General features: G+C 69.7%; 17 protein-coding genes. 9 read left to right on the top strand and 8 right to left on the bottom strand.

The annotated features are described in order from the left end of the window. Positions 1–103 precede the first annotated feature (103 nt). Both ACFY0P_RS45805 and ACFY0P_RS45800 read left to right on the top strand, forming a co-directional pair. Entirely contained in the window at positions 104–3,916 is a 3,813-nt protein-coding gene (locus ACFY0P_RS45805) for a multifunctional oxoglutarate decarboxylase/oxoglutarate dehydrogenase thiamine pyrophosphate-binding subunit/dihydrolipoyllysine-residue succinyltransferase subunit (RefSeq protein WP_388928097.1), read from the top strand. Between the two features lie 151 nt (positions 3,917–4,067). Further along, complete coding sequence (locus ACFY0P_RS45800) at positions 4,068–4,247, top strand: DUF6104 family protein (RefSeq protein ID WP_152776632.1); 180 nt, start codon at positions 4,068–4,070, stop codon at positions 4,245–4,247. A 102-nt stretch (positions 4,248–4,349) separates the two neighbouring features. Here the strand turns inward: ACFY0P_RS45800 and ACFY0P_RS45795 are convergent, their stop codons facing one another. Beyond that, positions 4,350–4,574: a hypothetical protein gene (locus tag ACFY0P_RS45795; RefSeq protein WP_388928093.1), complete on the bottom strand. Its 225-nt coding sequence runs from the start codon at positions 4,572–4,574 to the stop codon at positions 4,350–4,352. A 213-nt stretch (positions 4,575–4,787) separates the two neighbouring features. On the opposite strand from ACFY0P_RS45795, the gene ACFY0P_RS45790 reads away from it, so the two are divergent. Together ACFY0P_RS45790 and ACFY0P_RS45785 are read left to right on the top strand one after the other, a co-directional pair. Then, entirely contained in the window at positions 4,788–5,702 is a 915-nt protein-coding gene (locus ACFY0P_RS45790; protein WP_388928090.1) for a DUF4097 domain-containing protein, read from the top strand. A 1-nt stretch (position 5,703) separates the two neighbouring features. Beyond that, complete coding sequence (locus tag ACFY0P_RS45785; RefSeq protein WP_388928087.1) at positions 5,704–6,771, top strand: PadR family transcriptional regulator; 1,068 nt, start codon at positions 5,704–5,706, stop codon at positions 6,769–6,771. 22 nt (positions 6,772–6,793) lie between these two features. Here ACFY0P_RS45785 and ACFY0P_RS45780 read toward each other — a convergent pair whose 3' ends face one another. Both ACFY0P_RS45780 and ACFY0P_RS45775 read right to left on the bottom strand, forming a co-directional pair. After that, positions 6,794–7,759 (bottom strand): zinc-binding dehydrogenase, encoded by a 966-nt coding sequence (locus tag ACFY0P_RS45780; protein WP_388928084.1) that lies wholly within the window; start codon positions 7,757–7,759, stop codon positions 6,794–6,796. Positions 7,760–8,097: 338 nt separating this feature from the next. Then, entirely contained in the window at positions 8,098–9,330 is a 1,233-nt protein-coding gene (locus ACFY0P_RS45775) for an NADP-dependent malic enzyme (protein WP_388928081.1), read from the bottom strand. A 584-nt stretch (positions 9,331–9,914) separates the two neighbouring features. On the opposite strand from ACFY0P_RS45775, the gene ACFY0P_RS45770 reads away from it, so the two are divergent. From ACFY0P_RS45770 to ACFY0P_RS45760, 3 genes are read left to right on the top strand one after another with little or no spacing between them, the layout of a single operon-like run. Beyond that, positions 9,915–10,874 carry an ABC transporter substrate-binding protein gene (locus tag ACFY0P_RS45770; RefSeq protein WP_388928079.1) on the top strand — a complete coding sequence of 320 codons (960 nt, stop codon included), beginning with the start codon at positions 9,915–9,917 and terminating at the stop codon, positions 10,872–10,874. Positions 10,875–10,904: 30 nt separating this feature from the next. Then, positions 10,905–11,834, top strand: coding sequence for an amino acid ABC transporter permease (locus ACFY0P_RS45765; protein WP_388928077.1), 930 nt, complete (start codon positions 10,905–10,907; stop codon positions 11,832–11,834). Then, on the top strand, positions 11,831–12,631 hold the full coding sequence (locus ACFY0P_RS45760) for an amino acid ABC transporter ATP-binding protein (RefSeq protein ID WP_388928075.1): 801 nt from the start codon (positions 11,831–11,833) through the stop codon (positions 12,629–12,631). The genes ACFY0P_RS45765 and ACFY0P_RS45760 overlap by 4 nt, the downstream gene beginning before the upstream one ends. 61 nt (positions 12,632–12,692) lie before the next feature. Here the strand turns inward: ACFY0P_RS45760 and ACFY0P_RS45755 are convergent, their stop codons facing one another. After that, the gene (locus ACFY0P_RS45755; protein ID WP_388928072.1) at positions 12,693–13,469 is read right to left on the bottom strand and encodes a class I SAM-dependent methyltransferase; all 777 of its coding nucleotides are present in this window, start codon (positions 13,467–13,469) and stop codon (positions 12,693–12,695) included. Positions 13,470–13,569: 100 nt separating this feature from the next. Here ACFY0P_RS45755 and ACFY0P_RS45750 point away from each other — a divergent pair, with 100 nt between their 5' ends. Continuing rightward, on the top strand, positions 13,570–14,217 hold the full coding sequence (locus ACFY0P_RS45750) for a CGNR zinc finger domain-containing protein (RefSeq protein WP_388928070.1): 648 nt from the start codon (positions 13,570–13,572) through the stop codon (positions 14,215–14,217). On the opposite strand, the gene sodX is transcribed toward ACFY0P_RS45750, so the two are convergent. Further along, the gene (sodX, locus tag ACFY0P_RS45745; RefSeq protein WP_388928235.1) at positions 14,103–14,555 is read right to left on the bottom strand and encodes a nickel-type superoxide dismutase maturation protease; all 453 of its coding nucleotides are present in this window, start codon (positions 14,553–14,555) and stop codon (positions 14,103–14,105) included. The two genes, ACFY0P_RS45750 and sodX, sit on opposite strands and share 115 nt — an antisense overlap. Before the next feature lie 145 nt (positions 14,556–14,700). Between sodX and sodN the strand changes: the two genes are divergently transcribed. After that, entirely contained in the window at positions 14,701–15,096 is a 396-nt protein-coding gene (gene sodN, locus ACFY0P_RS45740) for a superoxide dismutase, Ni (RefSeq protein ID WP_020130742.1), read from the top strand. 111 nt (positions 15,097–15,207) lie between these two features. Here sodN and ACFY0P_RS45735 read toward each other — a convergent pair whose 3' ends face one another. From ACFY0P_RS45735 to ACFY0P_RS45725, 3 genes are all read right to left on the bottom strand, one after another. Further along, the gene (locus ACFY0P_RS45735) at positions 15,208–15,687 is read right to left on the bottom strand and encodes a GNAT family N-acetyltransferase (RefSeq protein WP_388928067.1); all 480 of its coding nucleotides are present in this window, start codon (positions 15,685–15,687) and stop codon (positions 15,208–15,210) included. A gap of 175 nt (positions 15,688–15,862) precedes the next feature. Continuing rightward, entirely contained in the window at positions 15,863–16,765 is a 903-nt protein-coding gene (gene ppk2, locus ACFY0P_RS45730) for a polyphosphate kinase 2 (protein WP_388928064.1), read from the bottom strand. Between the two features lie 35 nt (positions 16,766–16,800). After that, positions 16,801–17,031 (bottom strand): hypothetical protein, encoded by a 231-nt coding sequence (locus tag ACFY0P_RS45725; RefSeq protein ID WP_388928061.1) that lies wholly within the window; start codon positions 17,029–17,031, stop codon positions 16,801–16,803. Between the last annotated feature and the right edge of the window lie 11 nt (positions 17,032–17,042).

Raw genomic sequence — 17,042 nt, 5'->3', positions numbered from 1 at the left:
ACGCGACGATGAACCGGCCCGACCTGACCTTCGCGGTCTTGGAGGCGTAGCCTTTATTCCCGCTGTCCATAACCTTGTGAAGCGGAAGAGGGCGGTTGCCGCCGTGTCGCCACAGTCCCCCAGTAACTCGAGCATCTCGACCGACGCAGACCAAGCGGGCAAGAACCCCGCAGCCGCGTTCGGACCGAACGAGTGGCTCGTCGACGAGATCTATCAGCAGTACCTCCAGGACCCAAATTCGGTAGACCGAGCCTGGTGGGACTTCTTCGCCGACTACAAGCCGGGAGCGCCCGCCGCCTCGGCTCCGGCGGGTACCGCGGCCGCGGGCGCCGCGGGCACCACCTCCACGACACCCGCGCCGGCCCAGCCGGCGGCTCCGGCGCCCGCGCCCGCCGCCCAGACGCCCGCCGCGCCCGCTCCGGCCGCGCCCGCCGCTCCCAAGGCCGCAGCGCCCGCCCCGGCGCCCGCGAAGCCCGCCGCTGCCCCGGCCCCGGCCGCCGCGAAGCCGGCCGCCGCCAAGGCCGCCGCGCCCGCCGCCGAGGCCCCTGCGGGTCCCGAGCTGGTCACCCTGCGTGGTCCCGCCGCGGCCGTCGCGAAGAACATGAACGCCTCGCTGGAGCTGCCGACGGCCACCTCGGTCCGCGCGGTCCCGGTGAAGCTGCTCTTCGACAACCGGATCGTCATCAACAACCACCTGAAGCGCGCCCGGGGCGGGAAGATCTCCTTCACGCACCTGATCGGCTTCGCGATGGTCCAGGCCATCAAGGCCATGCCGTCGATGAACTGGTCGTTCGGCGAGAAGGACGGCAAGCCGACCCTGGTCAAGCCGGCCCACGTCAACCTGGGCCTCGCCATCGACCTGGTGAAGCCCAACGGCGACCGCCAGCTGGTCGTCGCGGCCATCAAGAAGGCCGAGACGCTGAACTTCTTCGAGTTCTGGCAGGCCTACGAGGACATCGTCCGTCGCGCCCGCGACAACAAGCTGACGATGGACGACTTCACCGGCGTCACGGTCTCCCTGACCAACCCCGGCGGCCTCGGCACCGTCCACTCGGTCCCGCGTCTGATGCCCGGCCAGTCGGTCATCATGGGCGTCGGCTCCATGGACTACCCGGCGGAGTTCCAGGGCACCAGCCAGGACACCCTGAACAAGCTCGGCATCTCGAAGGTCATGACGCTCACGTCGACCTACGACCACCGGGTCATCCAGGGCGCCGCCTCCGGCGAGTTCCTGCGCTCCGTCGCGAACCTGCTCCTCGGTGAGAACGGCTTCTACGACGACATCTTCGAGGCCCTGCGCATCCCCTACGAGCCGGTCCGCTGGCTGCGGGACATCGACGCCTCGCACGACGACGACGTCACCAAGGCCGCCCGCGTCTTCGAGCTGATCCACTCCTACCGGGTCCGCGGCCACGTCATGGCCGACACCGACCCGCTGGAGTACAAGCAGCGCAAGCACCCCGACCTGGACATCACCGAGCACGGCCTCACCCTGTGGGACCTGGAGCGCGACTTCGCCGTCGGCGGCTTCGCCGGCAAGTCGATGATGAAGCTGCGCGACATCCTCGGCGTGCTGCGCGACTCGTACTGCCGCACCACCGGCATCGAGTTCATGCACATCCAGGACCCGAAGCAGCGCAAGTGGATCCAGGACCGCGTGGAGCGCCCGCACTCCAAGATGGAGCGCGAGGAGCAGCTGCGGATCCTGCGCCGCCTGAACGCGGCGGAGGCGTTCGAGACCTTCCTGCAGACGAAGTACGTCGGCCAGAAGCGCTTCTCCCTGGAGGGCGGCGAGTCCGTCATCCCGCTGCTCGACGCGGTCCTGGACTCGGCCGCCGAGTCCCGCCTGGACGAGGTCGTCATCGGCATGGCCCACCGCGGCCGGCTCAATGTGTTGGCGAACATCGTCGGCAAGTCGTACGCGCAGATCTTCCGCGAGTTCGAGGGCAACCTCGACCCGAAGTCGATGCACGGCTCCGGCGACGTGAAGTACCACCTGGGCGCCGAGGGCACCTTCACCGGCCTGGACGGCGAGCAGATCAAGGTCTCGCTGGCCGCCAACCCGTCCCACCTGGAGACGGTCGACCCGGTCATCGAGGGCATCGCCCGCGCCAAGCAGGACATCATCAACAAGGGCGGCACGGACTTCACGGTCCTGCCGGTCGCGCTGCACGGCGACGCGGCCTTCGCGGGCCAGGGCGTGGTGGCCGAGACCCTGAACATGTCGCAGCTGCGCGGCTACCGCACCGGCGGCACGGTCCACATCGTCATCAACAACCAGGTCGGCTTCACCGCCGCCCCGGAGTCCTCGCGCTCCTCGATGTACGCGACGGACGTGGCCCGCATGATCGAGGCCCCGATCTTCCACGTGAACGGCGACGACCCGGAGGCCGTCGTGCGCGTCGCGCGCCTGGCCTTCGAGTTCCGCCAGGCGTTCAACAAGGACGTGGTGATCGACCTCATCTGCTACCGCCGCCGCGGTCACAACGAGTCGGACAACCCGGCCTTCACCCAGCCGCTGATGTACGACCTGATCGACAAGAAGCGCTCGGTGCGCAAGCTCTACACCGAGTCCCTGATCGGTCGCGGGGACATCACCCTGGAAGAGGCCGAGCAGGCCCTGCAGGACTACCAGGGCCAGCTGGAGAAGGTCTTCACGGAGGTCCGCGAGGCCACCGCGCAGCCCGCCGCCGCGCCCGCCCACGAGCCGCAGGACGGCTTCCCGGTCGCCGTGCCGACCGCGATCTCCACGGAGGTCGTCAAGCGCATCGCCGAGTCCCAGGTCAACATCCCGGACTACTTCACCGTCCACCCGCGTCTGCTGCCCCAGCTGCAGCGCCGGGCGGCGATGATCGAGGACGGCACGATCGACTGGGGCATGGGCGAGACCCTGGCCATCGGCTCGCTGCTGATGGAGGGCACCCCGGTGCGCCTGTCCGGCCAGGACTCCCAGCGTGGCACCTTCGGCCAGCGCCACGCGGTCCTGATCGACCGGGAGACGGGCGCGGACTACACCCCGCTCCTCTACCTGTCCGAGGACCAGGCCCGTTACAACGTCTACAACTCGCTGCTCTCCGAGTACGCGGTGATGGGCTTCGAGTACGGCTACTCGCTCGCCCGTCCGGACGCGCTGGTGATGTGGGAGGCGCAGTTCGGTGACTTCACCAACGGCGCCCAGTCGGTCATCGACGAGTACATCTCGGCGGCGGAGCAGAAGTGGGGCCAGACCAGTGGCGTCACGCTCCTCCTCCCGCACGGCTACGAGGGCCAGGGCCCGGACCACTCCTCGGCCCGCATCGAGCGCTTCCTCCAGCTGTGCGCGCAGAACAACATGACGGTGGCCATGCCCACCCTCCCGTCGAACTACTTCCACCTCCTGCGGTGGCAGGTGCACAACCCGCACCACAAGCCGCTGGTCGTCTTCACGCCGAAGTCGATGCTGCGTCTCAAGGCCGCGGCCTCGAAGGCGGAGGAGTTCACGAGCGGGCAGTTCCGCCCGGTCATCGGCGACGCCTCGGTCGACCCGGCCGCGGTCCGCAAGGTCGTCTTCTGCACCGGCAAGGTCTACTACGACCTGGAGGCCGAGCGGCAGAAGCGCGGCGTCACGGACACCGCGATCATCCGCCTCGAGCGGCTGTACCCGCTGCCGGGTGCGGAGCTCCAGGCCGAGGTCAACAAGTACCCGAACGCCGAGAAGTACCTGTGGACCCAGGAGGAGCCGGCGAACCAGGGTGCCTGGCCGTTCATCGCGCTCAACCTGATCGACCACCTGGACCTGGCGGTCGGCGCGGACGTCCCGGCCGGCGAGCGCCTGCGGCGCATCTCGCGCCCGCACTCCTCGTCCCCGGCGGTGGGTTCGGCCAAGCGCCACCAGGCCGAGCAGGAGCAGCTGGTGCGTGAGGTCTTCGAGGCGTAAACCTCACCGGCATGCCGAAGGGCCCGGCCCCCGTTGCGGGGGGCCGGGCCCTTCGGCGTTCGGTCCCGCGTCAGCGACCTCTGCCGTCCGCCTAGGCTGGTAGGCGCCCACCACCGGGCACCCACACATGTAGGCAGCAGGAGAGCAACCCATGTACTTCACCGACCGAGGCATCGAGGAACTGGAGAAGCGGCGCGGCGAGGAAGAGATCACCTTCGAGTGGCTCGCGGAACAGCTCCGCACGTTCGTCGACCTGAACCCCGACTTCGAGGTCCCGGTGGAGCGGCTGGCGACGTGGCTGGCCCGGCTGGACGACGAGGACGAGGAGTAGGCGCCCCTCGGGTCCGCGCCCCGTGAGGGGCGCGGGGAACTGCGCGAGAAGCCCCCACCGGCCCGCACCGAAGTACGGTCCCAGGCCCCCTTGAACTGTCGGTCAGTCCCGCGGAAACACCGTCTCGTACGACAGTTCCAGCGCCCCGTGCACCATCAGCACCGCTCCCACGGCGGCCCACCCCACGCTGTGCCGCCGCACCCCCCACGCGGCGGCCGGCAACCCCACCGCCACCTCGGCCAGGGCCAGCCGATGGGCCCTCGGCATACCTTCCACGCTCTGCGCCCCCGACGGCCGGGAGACGGCCCTGGGCTCATCCGTCGACATGGACACACGGTAAGCAACTCGTCCGCTTATCGCCCGATATGCGAGCCCATCGGGTCCCGTCGCGGTCAATACCGCGCCCAACCGACCACACTCACGGGTGCCTTGACTTCCCACGCCCGCGATATATCGTGTTTCATGGAAGACGCGATATGGCGCGAGCCGTGCCATCGCGTTCGCGCCAGCCGTCGTGTCCGGCCCGAGGAGGTCCGCACCATGTCCAAGTCCGAGTGGTCCGTCGCCGAGCCCGAGAAGCTCGACTTCGACACCCCCGTGAGCGACCTGCACGTCCGCATCGTCAACGGAACAGTCAACGTCGTGGGCACCGACGAGGGTTCCACCCGCCTGGAGGTCACCCAGATCGAGGGACCGCCCCTGATCGTCACACATGAGGGCGGCACCCTCACGGTGGCCTACGAGGACCTGCCCTGGAAGGGCTTCCTCAAGTGGCTCGACCGCAAGGGCTGGCGGCGCAGCGCGGTGGTCTCCCTGGCCGTCCCGGCGGAGACCCGCGTGGAGGTGGGCGTGGTGGGCGCGGCGGCCGTCGTCTCCGGGATCACCGGCACCTCGGTGGTCAAGGGCGTCACCGGCGACACCACCCTGGTCGGCCTCTCCGGCGAGGTCCGCGCGGACACGGTGTCCGGGAACCTGGAGGCCCAGGCCGTCACCGGCGACCTGCGGTTCAACTCCGTCTCCGGCGACCTGACCGTCGTCGAGGGCTCGGGCTCCGCCGTGCGCGCCGACTCGGTCAGCGGCTCCATGATCATCGACCTGGACCCGGACGGCCCGACCGACGTCCGGCTGACCAGCGTCTCCGGCGAGATCGCCATCCGGCTGCCGCACCCGGCCGACGCCGAGGTCGAGGCCAACACCGCGAGCGGCACGATCTCCAACGCCTTCGACGGACTGCGCGTGCACGGCCAGTGGGGTGCCCACAAGATCACCGGCCGCCTCGGCGCGGGCACCGGCAAGCTCCGCGCCACCACGGTCTCCGGCTCCATCGCCCTGCTGCGCCGCCCGCCCAAGGAGGACGAGGACGAGCGGGCCGCCTGGGCGGCCGAGCCACCCACGGGACCGGCAGAACCGGCCGGCGCCCCGACCGACGGCACGACCGACAAGAAGGTGCTCTGACATGCCTCCCGTCTTCGCCCACGGCCGTCTCCGCCTCTACCTCCTCAAGCTGCTGGACGAGGCCCCGCGCCACGGCTACGAGGTGATCAGGCTGCTGGAGGAGCGCTTCCAGGGCCTCTACGCTCCGTCGGCGGGCACCGTCTACCCCCGCCTCGCCAAGCTGGAGGCCGAGGGCCTGGTCACGCACACCACCGAGGGCGGCCGCAAGGTCTACGCCATCACGGACGCCGGCCGGGCCGAACTGGCTGATCGCAGCGGCGAGTTGGCCGACCTGGAGCTGGAGATCCGGGAGTCGGTGGCCGAGCTGGCCGCCGAGATAAGGGCCGACGTGCGCGGAGCCGCCGGTGACCTGCGCCGCGAGGTGCGCGAGGCCGCCTCCGAGGCCCGGCACGGCGGCGGCACAGGGGCCGGGGAGTACGGCGACCTCGGTGACAAGGAGTCGTGGCGGGCCGCCAAGGAGGAGATGCGCCGGGTCAAGCAGGAGTGGAAGGAGCAGGCCCGCCGCGCCAAGGACGAGAGCCGCCGGGCCCGTGACGAGGCCCAGCGGGCCCGCCGGCAGGCCCAGGAGGCCCAGGCCCGGGCGCGGGCCCAGGCCCAGGAGGAGATGCAGCGCATCGCCCGCCGGGTGCAGGAGCACGTCCAGGACCACTTCACGCGCGGCGACTGGCCGACGGGGGTCCGTGAGGGCCTCACCGAACTCGCCAAGGAGTTCGGCGAGTTCGGAAAGGAATACGGCAAGGGCTTCGGCGCCCGCACCGAGCCGGATCCCGGCACCGGCCCGAACCTGCGCAAGCCGGCACCGGCGGCGTCATCGGCACCGGCCCCGGAGTACTCGCAGACCCCGGAGGACTTCCCGGCGCAGTACGTCCCCGCGTGGGCGCACGGCGACGAGACCGACACCGGCGACGCGGCCCGCGACCTCGACCGGCTCCTGGACCGCTTCCGCGACGACATCCGCGACGCGGCCCGTGACCACGGGGTCACCACGGACCAGCTCCGCGAGGCCCGCCGCCACCTCTCGACGGCGGCGGCCCACATCGGAGCGCTGCTGCGCACCCCGCAACCCTGAAGCCCGGCCGTCCCCCACCCGGTCAGGAGCTGGTCAGTACGATCTTCCCGAACTGGTCGCCGGACTCCAGCCGTTCGAAGCCCTCGCGGGCGCGGTCGAGCGGGAGCAGCTCGTCGATGACGGGCCGTACGCCGGTGGCGGCGCAGAAGGCGAGCAGGTCCTCCAGTTCGTCCTTGGTGCCCATGGTCGAGCCCACGACCTTCAGCTCGAGGAAGAAGATCCGGGTCAGCTCGGCGTGCGAGGGGCGGTCGCCGCTGGTGGCGCCGGAGATGACGATGGTGCCGCCGGGCCGGAGCGACTTCACCGAGTGGGACCAGGTGGCGGCGCCGACGGTCTCGATGACGGCGTCCACGCGCTGTGGCAGCCGGGCCCCCGGCTCCACCGCCTCGACGGCACCGAGTTCCAGGGCCCGCTTCCGCTTGGCCTCGTCGCGGCTGGTCGCGAAGACCCGCAGCCCCGCGGCCTTGCCGAGCACGATCGCGGCCGTGGCGACACCACCGCCCGCGCCCTGCACGAGGACCGAGTCGCCGGGCCGTACACCCGCGTTCGTGAAGAGCATCCGATAGGCCGTCAGCCAGGCGGTCGGCAGGCAGGCGGCCTCGGCGAACGACAGTTCCCTGGGCTTGGGCAGGATGTTCCAGGTGGGCACGGCGACCTGCTCGGCGAAGGTGCCCTGGTAGCGCTCGGTGAGGATGGACCGGGGCTCGTCCGGCCCGACCCCGTGGCCGCTCTGCCCGATCACGGAGTGCAGGACGACCTCGTTGCCGTCCTCGTCGACGCCGGCGGCGTCACAGCCGAGGATCATCGGCAGCCGGCCCTCGGGAAGACCGACGCCGCGCAGGGACCAGAGATCGTGATGGTTGAGGGAGGCGGCCCGAACGTTGACGGTACTCCAGCCGGCGCGGGCCTCGGGGGCGGGACGCTCCCCCAACTCAAGGCCGGAGAGCGGCTGGTCGCGGTCGATTCGGGCGGCGTAGACGGCGAACATAGGGCCGACGATAGGTTCCCGGAGCCGGGCGCGAAACCGGGGGCCGTTGTGACACATCCCCTCTTGCGTCTTGCGCCCGGTACCTCGCACGCAACGCTCCGCACAAGCGCCCCGAAGGGGCGCTGGGGGTACCCCCGGCCGACGGCTGGGGGAGGAACTACGCGGCCGGCCCCCACCCGCCGGCACCCGCCGACGGCCCCGACAGCCCCTGTGCGGGGCCTGGGGGCGGCAGCCCCCAGCACAACGGTCACCTCGTAAGCGCCCGATCGGGTGGTCGGGTGGTCGGGTGGGCAAAGAAATGGCCCCGCCCAAGGAGAGCGAGGCCATTCAGCGCGACGTCACCGCCGGGCAACCCCTTCGGCCCGCGCCGCCGCAGCCACCGCCGCGGTCACCGCAGGCGCAACCCGCTCGTCGAACGGAGACGGAATGACATAGTCGGCGGCAAGATCGTCGCCGACGACCGCCGCCAGCGCCTCCGCCGCCGCGATCTTCATCCCCTCGGTGATCCGGGAGGCCCGCACCTGGAGCGCGCCCGCGAAGATCCCCGGGAACGCCAGCACGTTGTTGATCTGGTTCGGGAAGTCCGACCGCCCGGTCGCCACGACCGCCGCGTACTTGTGGGCGACGTCGGGGTGCACCTCCGGGTTCGGGTTGGCCATCGCGAAGACGAAGGCTCCCTCGGCCATCGAGGCGACGGCCTCCTCCGGGACGGTACCGCCGGAGACGCCGATGAAGACGTCGGCGCCGGCCAGCGCGTCCTCCAGGGTGCCCTTGAGCCCGGCCTTGTTGGTGAACCCGGCGACCTCGCGCTTGACCGCGGTGAGGTCGTCGCGGTCCGCGGAGATGATGCCCTTGCGGTCGGCGAGGGCGACGTCCCCGATACCGGCCTCGACCAGCATCTTGGCGATGGCGACCCCGGCCGCGCCGGCGCCCGAGATCACCGCCCGGAGCTGCCCGATCTCCCGTCGACTGAGCCGCGCCGCGTTCCGCAGCGCCGCCAGCGTCACGACGGCCGTACCGTGCTGGTCGTCGTGGAAGACCGGGATGTCGACCCGCTCCTGGAGCCTGCGCTCGATCTCGAAGCACCGCGGCGCCGAGATGTCCTCCAGGTTGATCCCGCCGAAGGACGGGGCGAGCCGGACGACGGTCTCCACGATCTCGTCGACGTCGGTGCAGGCGAGGGCGATGGGGACCGCGTCCACGCCGCCGAACTGCTTGAAGAGGATCGCCTTGCCCTCCATCACGGGGAGGGACGCCTCGGGACCGATGTCCCCGAGGCCGAGCACGGCCGTACCGTCGGTGACGACGGCGACGACGGACGACTTCCATGTGTAGTCGTTGACCAGCTCGGGCTGTTCCGCGATCGCGGTGCACACGCGCGCGACTCCGGGCGTGTACGCGAGGGACAGGTCGTCCTTGTCACGGAGCGGCACGGTGGCCTGCACGGCCATCTTGCCGCCCCGGTGCAGCGCGAACGCCGGGTCGAAGGAATCGAGGGGCTCGGCCCCGCCGTCCTGGTCCGCACTGCCCGACGCGCTGTCGCTGCGAGGATTGACGATCTCCGCTGCCACTTGTCTTACCCCTTAGGTATGCATGGTTTGAGGGTCGGCCACTCCCGGTGAGGGAATGGGCGGGCACCGCGCAGGGCCCGATCACTGATACGTACGAGTGGCACGTACGAGCGCCTGCGCGACGGGCGCGCCGCACACGCGCCCTGAGCCCCGGATGAGGGGTGTAAAGAACCTTCTTACCGGACGGACGGCGCCCACGACGAGTCGAATAGGCGCAAGGTCACATCACGGATGTCGTAGGTAACCGACAGATGAGCGGTGCGAGTGACCGGAAGACGACCACCGGCTACGGCCTGGGACGAACCGGCGGTGAACCGAAGATCCTCCGGCCGGAAGGTCGGATTCCCGCAGATGTGCGGGGCGGCGGGTCACGGAAGGACCGGCCTGACGCGTCACGGGGGTCACCCGTTATCCGATTTTGACATGGTGACACGTCTGCTTGGAGCAATCCCAATGGCAGGATGCCGTAAACCCGCGAGGTCGCGACACCCGAAGGTGTGTGTTTCCGTCGACCCATCGGCATATCGACATATCAGACACATCGGTATATCGGCTTGTCCTACCCACTGTCGGAGGAACCCACCATGACCGCAAGCTCCACCCGTCGTACCACCACCTCGCGCTCCAGGATTGCCGCGTTCGGTGCGATCGCGGTCGCTGGCACCCTGATCCTCACCGGCTGCGGTGACCAGACGGACAAGGGCAGCGACGGCGGCTCCTCCTCGACGTCCTCGGCCCCGCTGGCGAGCAAGCTGCCGGCCGACATCCGCAAGGCCGGCGTGATCAAGGTGGGCTCGGACATCGCCTACCCGCCGGTCGAGTACATGGAGAACGGCAAGGCCGTCGGTGTCGACCCGGACATCGCGGATGCGCTGGGCAAGCAGCTGGGTGTCAAGTTCGAGTTCCAGAACGGTAAGTTCGACAACCTGATCGTGGGCCTCCAGGCCAACCGCTTCAACGTGATCATGTCGGCGATGAACGACACCAAGGACCGCCAGAACGGCATCGACTCCGACACCGGCAAGAAGGCCGGCAACGGCGTCGACTTCGTCGACTACTTCACCGCCGGCACCTCGATCCTGGTCCAGAAGGGCAACCCGAAGGGCGTCAAGTCCCTGGACGACCTGTGCGGCAAGGTCGTGGCCCTGCAGAAGGGCACCACGTCCGAGGGCATCGCCAAGGCGCAGAGCAAGAAGTGTACGAAGGACGGCAACAAGGCCATCGACCTCCAGACCTTCGACACCGACCCCGAGGCGCTGCTCCGTCTGAAGCAGGGCGCCTCCGTCGCCGACCTGAACGACTTCCCGGTGGCCGCCTACAACGCCAAGACCTCCGGCAGCGGCAAGGACTTCGAGGTCGTCGGCGACCAGATCGAGGCCGGCCCGTACGGCATCGCGGTCAACAAGGAGAACACCCAGCTGCGCGACGCGATCCAGGCCGCCGTGGCCGCCATCATCAAGAGCGGTGACTACCAGAAGATCCTGGACAAGTGGAACGTCACGCAGGGCGCGGTGACCGAGTCGAAGATCAACGGCGGCTCCTGAGCGCCCACGCACGTCTGAAGGGCCGTCACAGTGACTGACACGGTCGACAGGATTCCGGCGCCGTCCGTGCCGCCGGAGCAGATCAAGGCCATCCCGGTGCGCCACTACGGGCGCTGGGTGTCCGGCGTCGTGGTCATCGCCCTGCTGGTGCTGATCGGGATCGCCTTCTCCAACGCGAAGATCAACTACAGCGTCATCCCCGACTACCTCTTCGACCAGGGCATCGTCTCCGGCGCCTGGACCACGCTCTACATCTCGGTGCTGGCCATGGTGCTCGGCGTCGCGCTCGGCGTGGTGCTCGCGGTGATGCGGCTGTCGTCGAACCCGGTCACCAGCACGGTGTCCTGGTTCTACATCTGGTTCTTCCGCGGCACCCCGGTCCTGGTCCAGCTGCTGCTCTGGTACAACATCGCGCTCGTCTTCCCCATCCTGAACCTGGGGTTCTACAAGGACGAGATGAACCAGGTGATGACGCCGGTCCTCACCGCGCTGCTGGGGCTCGGCCTGAACGAGGCCGCATACATGTCGGAGATCGTCCGCGCCGGCATCCAGTCGGTCGACGAGGGCCAGACCGAGGCCTCGCACGCGCTGGGCATGACCCAGGGCCAGACGCTGCGCCGGGTGATCCTCCCGCAGGCCATGCGGGTCATCATCCCGCCGACCGGCAACGAGTTCATCAACATGCTGAAGACCTCGTCACTGGCCTACGCGGTCCAGCTCCCCGAGCTGATCAAGAAGGCCACCGACATCTCCAGCACCTCGCTGGCGGTCGTCGAGATGTACTTCGTCGCCTGCATCTGGTACCTGTTCCTGACCACGATCTTCAGCATCGTGCAGTACTACATCGAACGCCGTTACGCCCGCGGCTCCTCGCGCAACCTCCCGCCCACCCCGCTGCAGCGGCTGCGGAAGAATCTGGCCCGGTGGGGTTCGTTCCGTCGCCCGGAGGTGGCCCGATGAGCTCTCTCGTCAAGGACATCACCCCGCCGAGCAGCGGCGCGCCGATGGTCAAGGCCGAGGGCGTGCACAAGTCGTTCGGGCTGTCGCACATCCTCAAGGGCATCGACCTGGAGGTGCTGCCGCGCGAGGTGTTCTGCCTGATCGGCCCGTCCGGCTCCGGCAAGTCCACCTTCCTGCGGTGCATCAACCACCTCGAGAAGATCAGCGCCGGCCGGCTGTACGTCGACGGCCACCTGGTCGGCTACCGCCAGCACGGCGACAAGCTCTACGAGCTGAAGGAGAAGGAGGTCGCGGCGCAGCGGCGGGACATCGGCATGGTGTTCCAGCGCTTCAACCTCTTCCCGCACATGACGGCCCTGGAGAACGTCATGGAGGCGCCGGTCCAGGTCAAGCGCGAGACCAAGGCGGTGGCCCGGGAGCGGGCGCAGCGTCTGCTCGGCCGGGTCGGCCTCGGCGACCGCACCGGCCACTACCCGGCGCAGCTCTCCGGCGGCCAGCAGCAGCGCGTCGCGATCGCCCGCGCGCTCGCCATGCAGCCGAAGCTGATGCTCTTCGACGAGCCGACCTCCGCGCTCGACCCGGAGCTGGTCGGCGAGGTCCTGGACGTGATGCGGGACCTGGCCGAGGACGGCATGACGATGATCGTCGTCACGCACGAGATGGGCTTCGCCCGCGAGGTCGGCGACAGCCTGGTCTTCATGGACGACGGCGTGGTGGTCGAGTCCGGCCACCCGCGCGACGTCCTGACCAACCCGCAGCACGACCGGACGAAGTCGTTCCTGTCGAAGGTGCTGTAGCGGTACGGCGCGAAGGGGCGGTACGAGCATCCTCGTACCGCCCCTTCGGTCTAGCGGCGTGCTACTTCAGGGCGAGCAGCAGCGTGTCCGACGGCGAGCACCACACCGGCCGCGCCTCCCCGAAACCCTTCTCACGCAGCACGCGGGCGTGCCAGGCGGCCGAGGGCATGTCGCCTTCCGCGTGCTCGCCGTAGATCTCGAACCGGCGGGCCGTCGGCCCGGCGAGCACCGGGTCCTGCGCCGCCAGCTGCCACCACTCGGCCCAGTCCAGCGCCCCCGCCGCCTTGGCCTGATCCATACCCCGGTGCCGGTGCGCCCGTTCCGCCGCGTTGATCCTGGGCGTGCTGTCGTCGATCATGTGGTCCGCGTTCATGAAGACACCGCCGTCGCGGACGAGCTCCGCGACCTGACCGTAGAGGGCCGCGAGGGGTTCGCTGTGCAGCCAGTGCAGGGCCGTGGCGGTCAGGACGGCGTCGTACGAGTCGTACGGCAGCCTCGTGGTCCACTCCGGGTCCTTGAGGTCGGCGGTGACGAACGTGACCCGGTCGTCGCCCGCGAAGGTGCCCTCGGCGATGGCGAGGAGGGCCGGGTCGAGGTCGACCCCGGTGCTCACCGCGTCCGGGAAGCGGGCGAGCAGCCGGCCGCTGATGCTGCCGGTGCCGCACGCGAGGTCGAGGACGCGCGGGGCCGTACCGACCAGCGCCTCCACCATGTCGAGCATGATCCGGAACCGCTCCTCGCGGTCCGGCATGTACCACTCCTGCTGCCGGTCCCAGCTCTCCTGCCAGGCACCCCAGTCGGCCCCGGTCGTGGTCGTGGTCGTCGGCGCGTCCGTCATGGCAACCCTCCACCGCACAAGTCCCGTAATACCCTGGAAGCACGACCGGCTATTACCCGACCGCACGACCGACCATAGAGTGCCCGCGTAAGGACTACAAGTGGAACTGGCCTATTACTCGGATTACGCCGTCCGGCTCGTCAACAGCGAGGAACCGGCCCGGGGCAAGGACTCCCTCACCTCGGTCGAGGCCGTCCGCGATCTCTTCGGCGGCAACCAGCAGGCGGCCCGGCGAGCCACCGACGCCGACCTCACCCGATTCCGCTCGGTGCGGGCCCGGCTCCGCGCGGTCTTCGAGGCCGCCGACAAGGGCGAGGAGACCCTCGCGGTCGACCTGCTGAACTCGCTCCTCCTGGAGTTCCCGGTCAGCCCGCAGATCTCCGGGCACGACTTCCGGGACGAGGACGGCCGCCCGCTGTGGCACATGCACCTGGCCGACCACCCCTCCAACGCCACCGCCGGCTACACGGCGATCGCGGCGATGGGGCTGGCCTTCCACCTCACCGAGTACGGCGTCGACCGGCTCGGCCTGTGCGAGGCTGCGCCGTGCCGCAACGCCTACCTCGACACCTCGACCAACCGCTCCCGGCGCTACTGCTCGGACCGCTGCGCGACCCGCGCCAACGTGGCCGCCTACCGGGCCCGCAAACGCCTGGAGGCGGAACGCCCCGACCGGCCGGAACGGTCGGCCAGCACCGGCCTGGCGGCCGAGAGCGCCCAGCGCACCAGCGCCAGCGGCGAACGCTGATCCGGCTTGCGCGGCCGCCAGCGGAACAGGGCCCGGCCGAGGACGAGCTCCTCCGGCACGGTCCCGTAGTCCGTGCTGTCCCCGCCCGCGTACGCGTTGTCCCCGAGCACCCACCAGCCGCCCTCGCGCAGCTCCACGGCCCGCTTGACGACCAGCAGGTCCTGCTGGAAGGGATGACGCAGGACGACGACGTCGCCGGCCCGCACCCGGGCCCCGTACCGCACCAGGAGCTGATCCCCCTGGTACAGCGTGGGCACCATGGACGGGCCGGTCACCTCGGCCAGTCCGAAGAGCGCGGCGCCCCTCCCCCGCTCGGTCTCCTGCGACAGCTCCGGCATCCCCGGCACCTCCCCGGTCCGTTCCTCCACCAGTCTCAGTCTGACCCTGGACTTTTGTCCTAAGCCCATGGGGGCACTCGCGAAATCAGGCTTCCCAGGGAGTAATGTCCCACCTGAGAAGACGATCACGAGGAAGGAATGCTCCATGCTTTCCCGCCTGTTTGCCCCCAAGGTCAAGGTCAGCGCGCACTGCGACCTGCCCTGCGGTGTGTACGACCCGGCCCAGGCCCGCATCGAGGCGGAGTCGGTGAAGGCCGTGCAGGAGAAGATGGCCGCCAACGACGACCCGCACTTCCAGGCGCGCGCCACCGTCATCAAGGAGCAGCGTGCCGAGCTCGCCAAGCACCACGTCTCGGTGCTCTGGAGCGACTACTTCAAGCCCCCGCACTTCGAGAAGTACCCGCAACTGCACCAGCTGGTCAACGACACCCTGAAGGCCCTGTCCGCCGCCAAGGCGTCCACGGACCCGAAGACCGGCGAGAAGGCCCTGGAGCTCATCGCCGAGATCGACAAGATCTTCTGGGAGACCAAGAAGGCCTGACCCGCACCCGCACCGGTTGCCAAGGCCTTGATCGACCGCACCCGTCCCGACGGACCGCCGTTCACGGTGTTCCGGAGGGTTCGGGTGCGGTCCTTTTTTCCGAGGTACGGCCTATGAGGCGGCGGCCAGTTCCTTGAGCGGATCGCCGGTCAGGCGGCAGATGCGCCACTCGTCCAGGAACTCCGCCCCGAGCGACCGGTAGAAGCCGATCGCCGGCTCGTTCCACGCCAGCACCCACCACTCGAAGCGCTCGAAGCCGCTGCGCAGGCAGAACGCGGCCAGGGCGGCGAGCAGGGCCCGGCCGTGGCCGCCGCCGCGGGCGTGCGGGCGTACGTAGAGGTCCTCCAGGTGCATGCCGCGGGTTCCGGTCCAGGTCGAGAAGGTGGGGAACCACAGGGCATAGCCCGCGAGTTCGCCCGTGGTCTCGTCCTCGGCGACCAGCGCGTAGGCCGCGGGGTGGGGGCCGAACAGGGCCTCGCGGAGCTGCTCCTCGGTGGCCCGGGCCTGCTCCACGGCACGCTCGTACGCGGCGAGTTCGCGGATCATGGCCCGTATCTCGGGGACGTCGTTCTCGGTGGCGGCGCGGATCATGCAAGGGATCATGGGTCACCCGGCCGAACCGTGTCCATCCGCTCGCCCCGGTCCAGCTCGTTCACGGGCGCAATCTCGATCACCAAGTCGGTGGGCACGGGCGTGGGTTGCGGGGCCGCGTACGAGGAAGGGCCGGTCGGAGGTCGACCGGCCGGCCCCTGGCGGGTGAGGGGTGCTACTGCCCGCCGTGGTCGTCCTCGCCCGCCTCCAGCAGGCCGGCCGCCGCACCCACGATCCGCGGGTCCGGGCTGCCGACGACCTCCTCGTCCTTGTCGGCGTACTCGAAGCGGGCCAGCACGCTGCGCATGGCCTCGACGCGGGCCCGCTTCTTGTCGTTGCTCTTCACCACGGTCCAGGGCGCGTAGTCGGTGTCGGTCTCGCGGAACATCGCGACCTTCGCGGCGGTGTAGTTGTCCCAGAGATCCAGCGAGGCCAGATCCATCGGGCTGAGCTTCCACTGCCGTACCGGGTCGACCTGGCGGATGGTGAAGCGGGTCCGCTGCTCGCCCTGCGAGACCGAGAACCAGAACTTCACCAGGTCCACCCCGTCGTCCACCAGCATCCGCTCGAAGAGCGGGGCCTGGCGCATGAAGCGCCGGTACTGGTCGTCCGAGCAGAAGCCCATGACCCGCTCGACGCCGGCCCGGTTGTACCAGGAGCGGTCGAACATCACGATCTCACCGGCGGTCGGCAGGTGCTCGACGTAGCGCTGGAAGTACCACTGCCCGCTCTCGCGCTCCGTGGGCTTCTCCAGGGCCACCACGCGCGCGCCACGGGGGTTCAGGTGCTCCGTGAAGCGCTTGATGGTGCCGCCCTTGCCGGCCGCGTCCCGGCCTTCGAAGACTATGACGATCCGGCGTCCCGTCTCCTTGATCCAGGTCTGCAGCTTCAGCAGCTCGATCTGCTGGAGCCGCTTGTGCCACTCGTACTCCTTGCGCTCCATGCGGGACGCGTACGGGTAGTTCTCCCGCCAGGTGTCGATCGGGGATCCGTCCGGGCGGATGAGTACGGGGTCGTCCGGGTCGCTGTAGTCGACCTTCAGGTCGGCCAGGTCGGACAGCAGGTCCGGCGTCGTCATCCAGTCCTCCTCAGCGGCTTGGTGGGATCGGCGTGTCAGTGGAACTGCGGCACGATCAGGTAGATGCTGTACGTCACCACCGCCACGCAGGCGAGGAAGCACAGCCCTGCCTGGGTGACGCCGACGGCGCTGGTGCCGCCCTGCTCCTTGGCTCCCTCGTAGCGGGCGAGCCCGAGGACGCCGAGGGCGAAGACGACCACCACTGCGAATGTAACTCCGATGCTCACCGCGGTGACCTGGCCGAGTGCGGTCCAGTCGATGTCCATGGGAACTCCCT

The organism is Streptomyces sp. NPDC001714 (assembly GCF_042892755.1).
Classification (GTDB): Bacteria; Actinomycetota; Actinomycetes; order Streptomycetales; family Streptomycetaceae; genus Streptomyces.
This window is presented reverse-complemented; position numbering and strand designations above follow the sequence as displayed.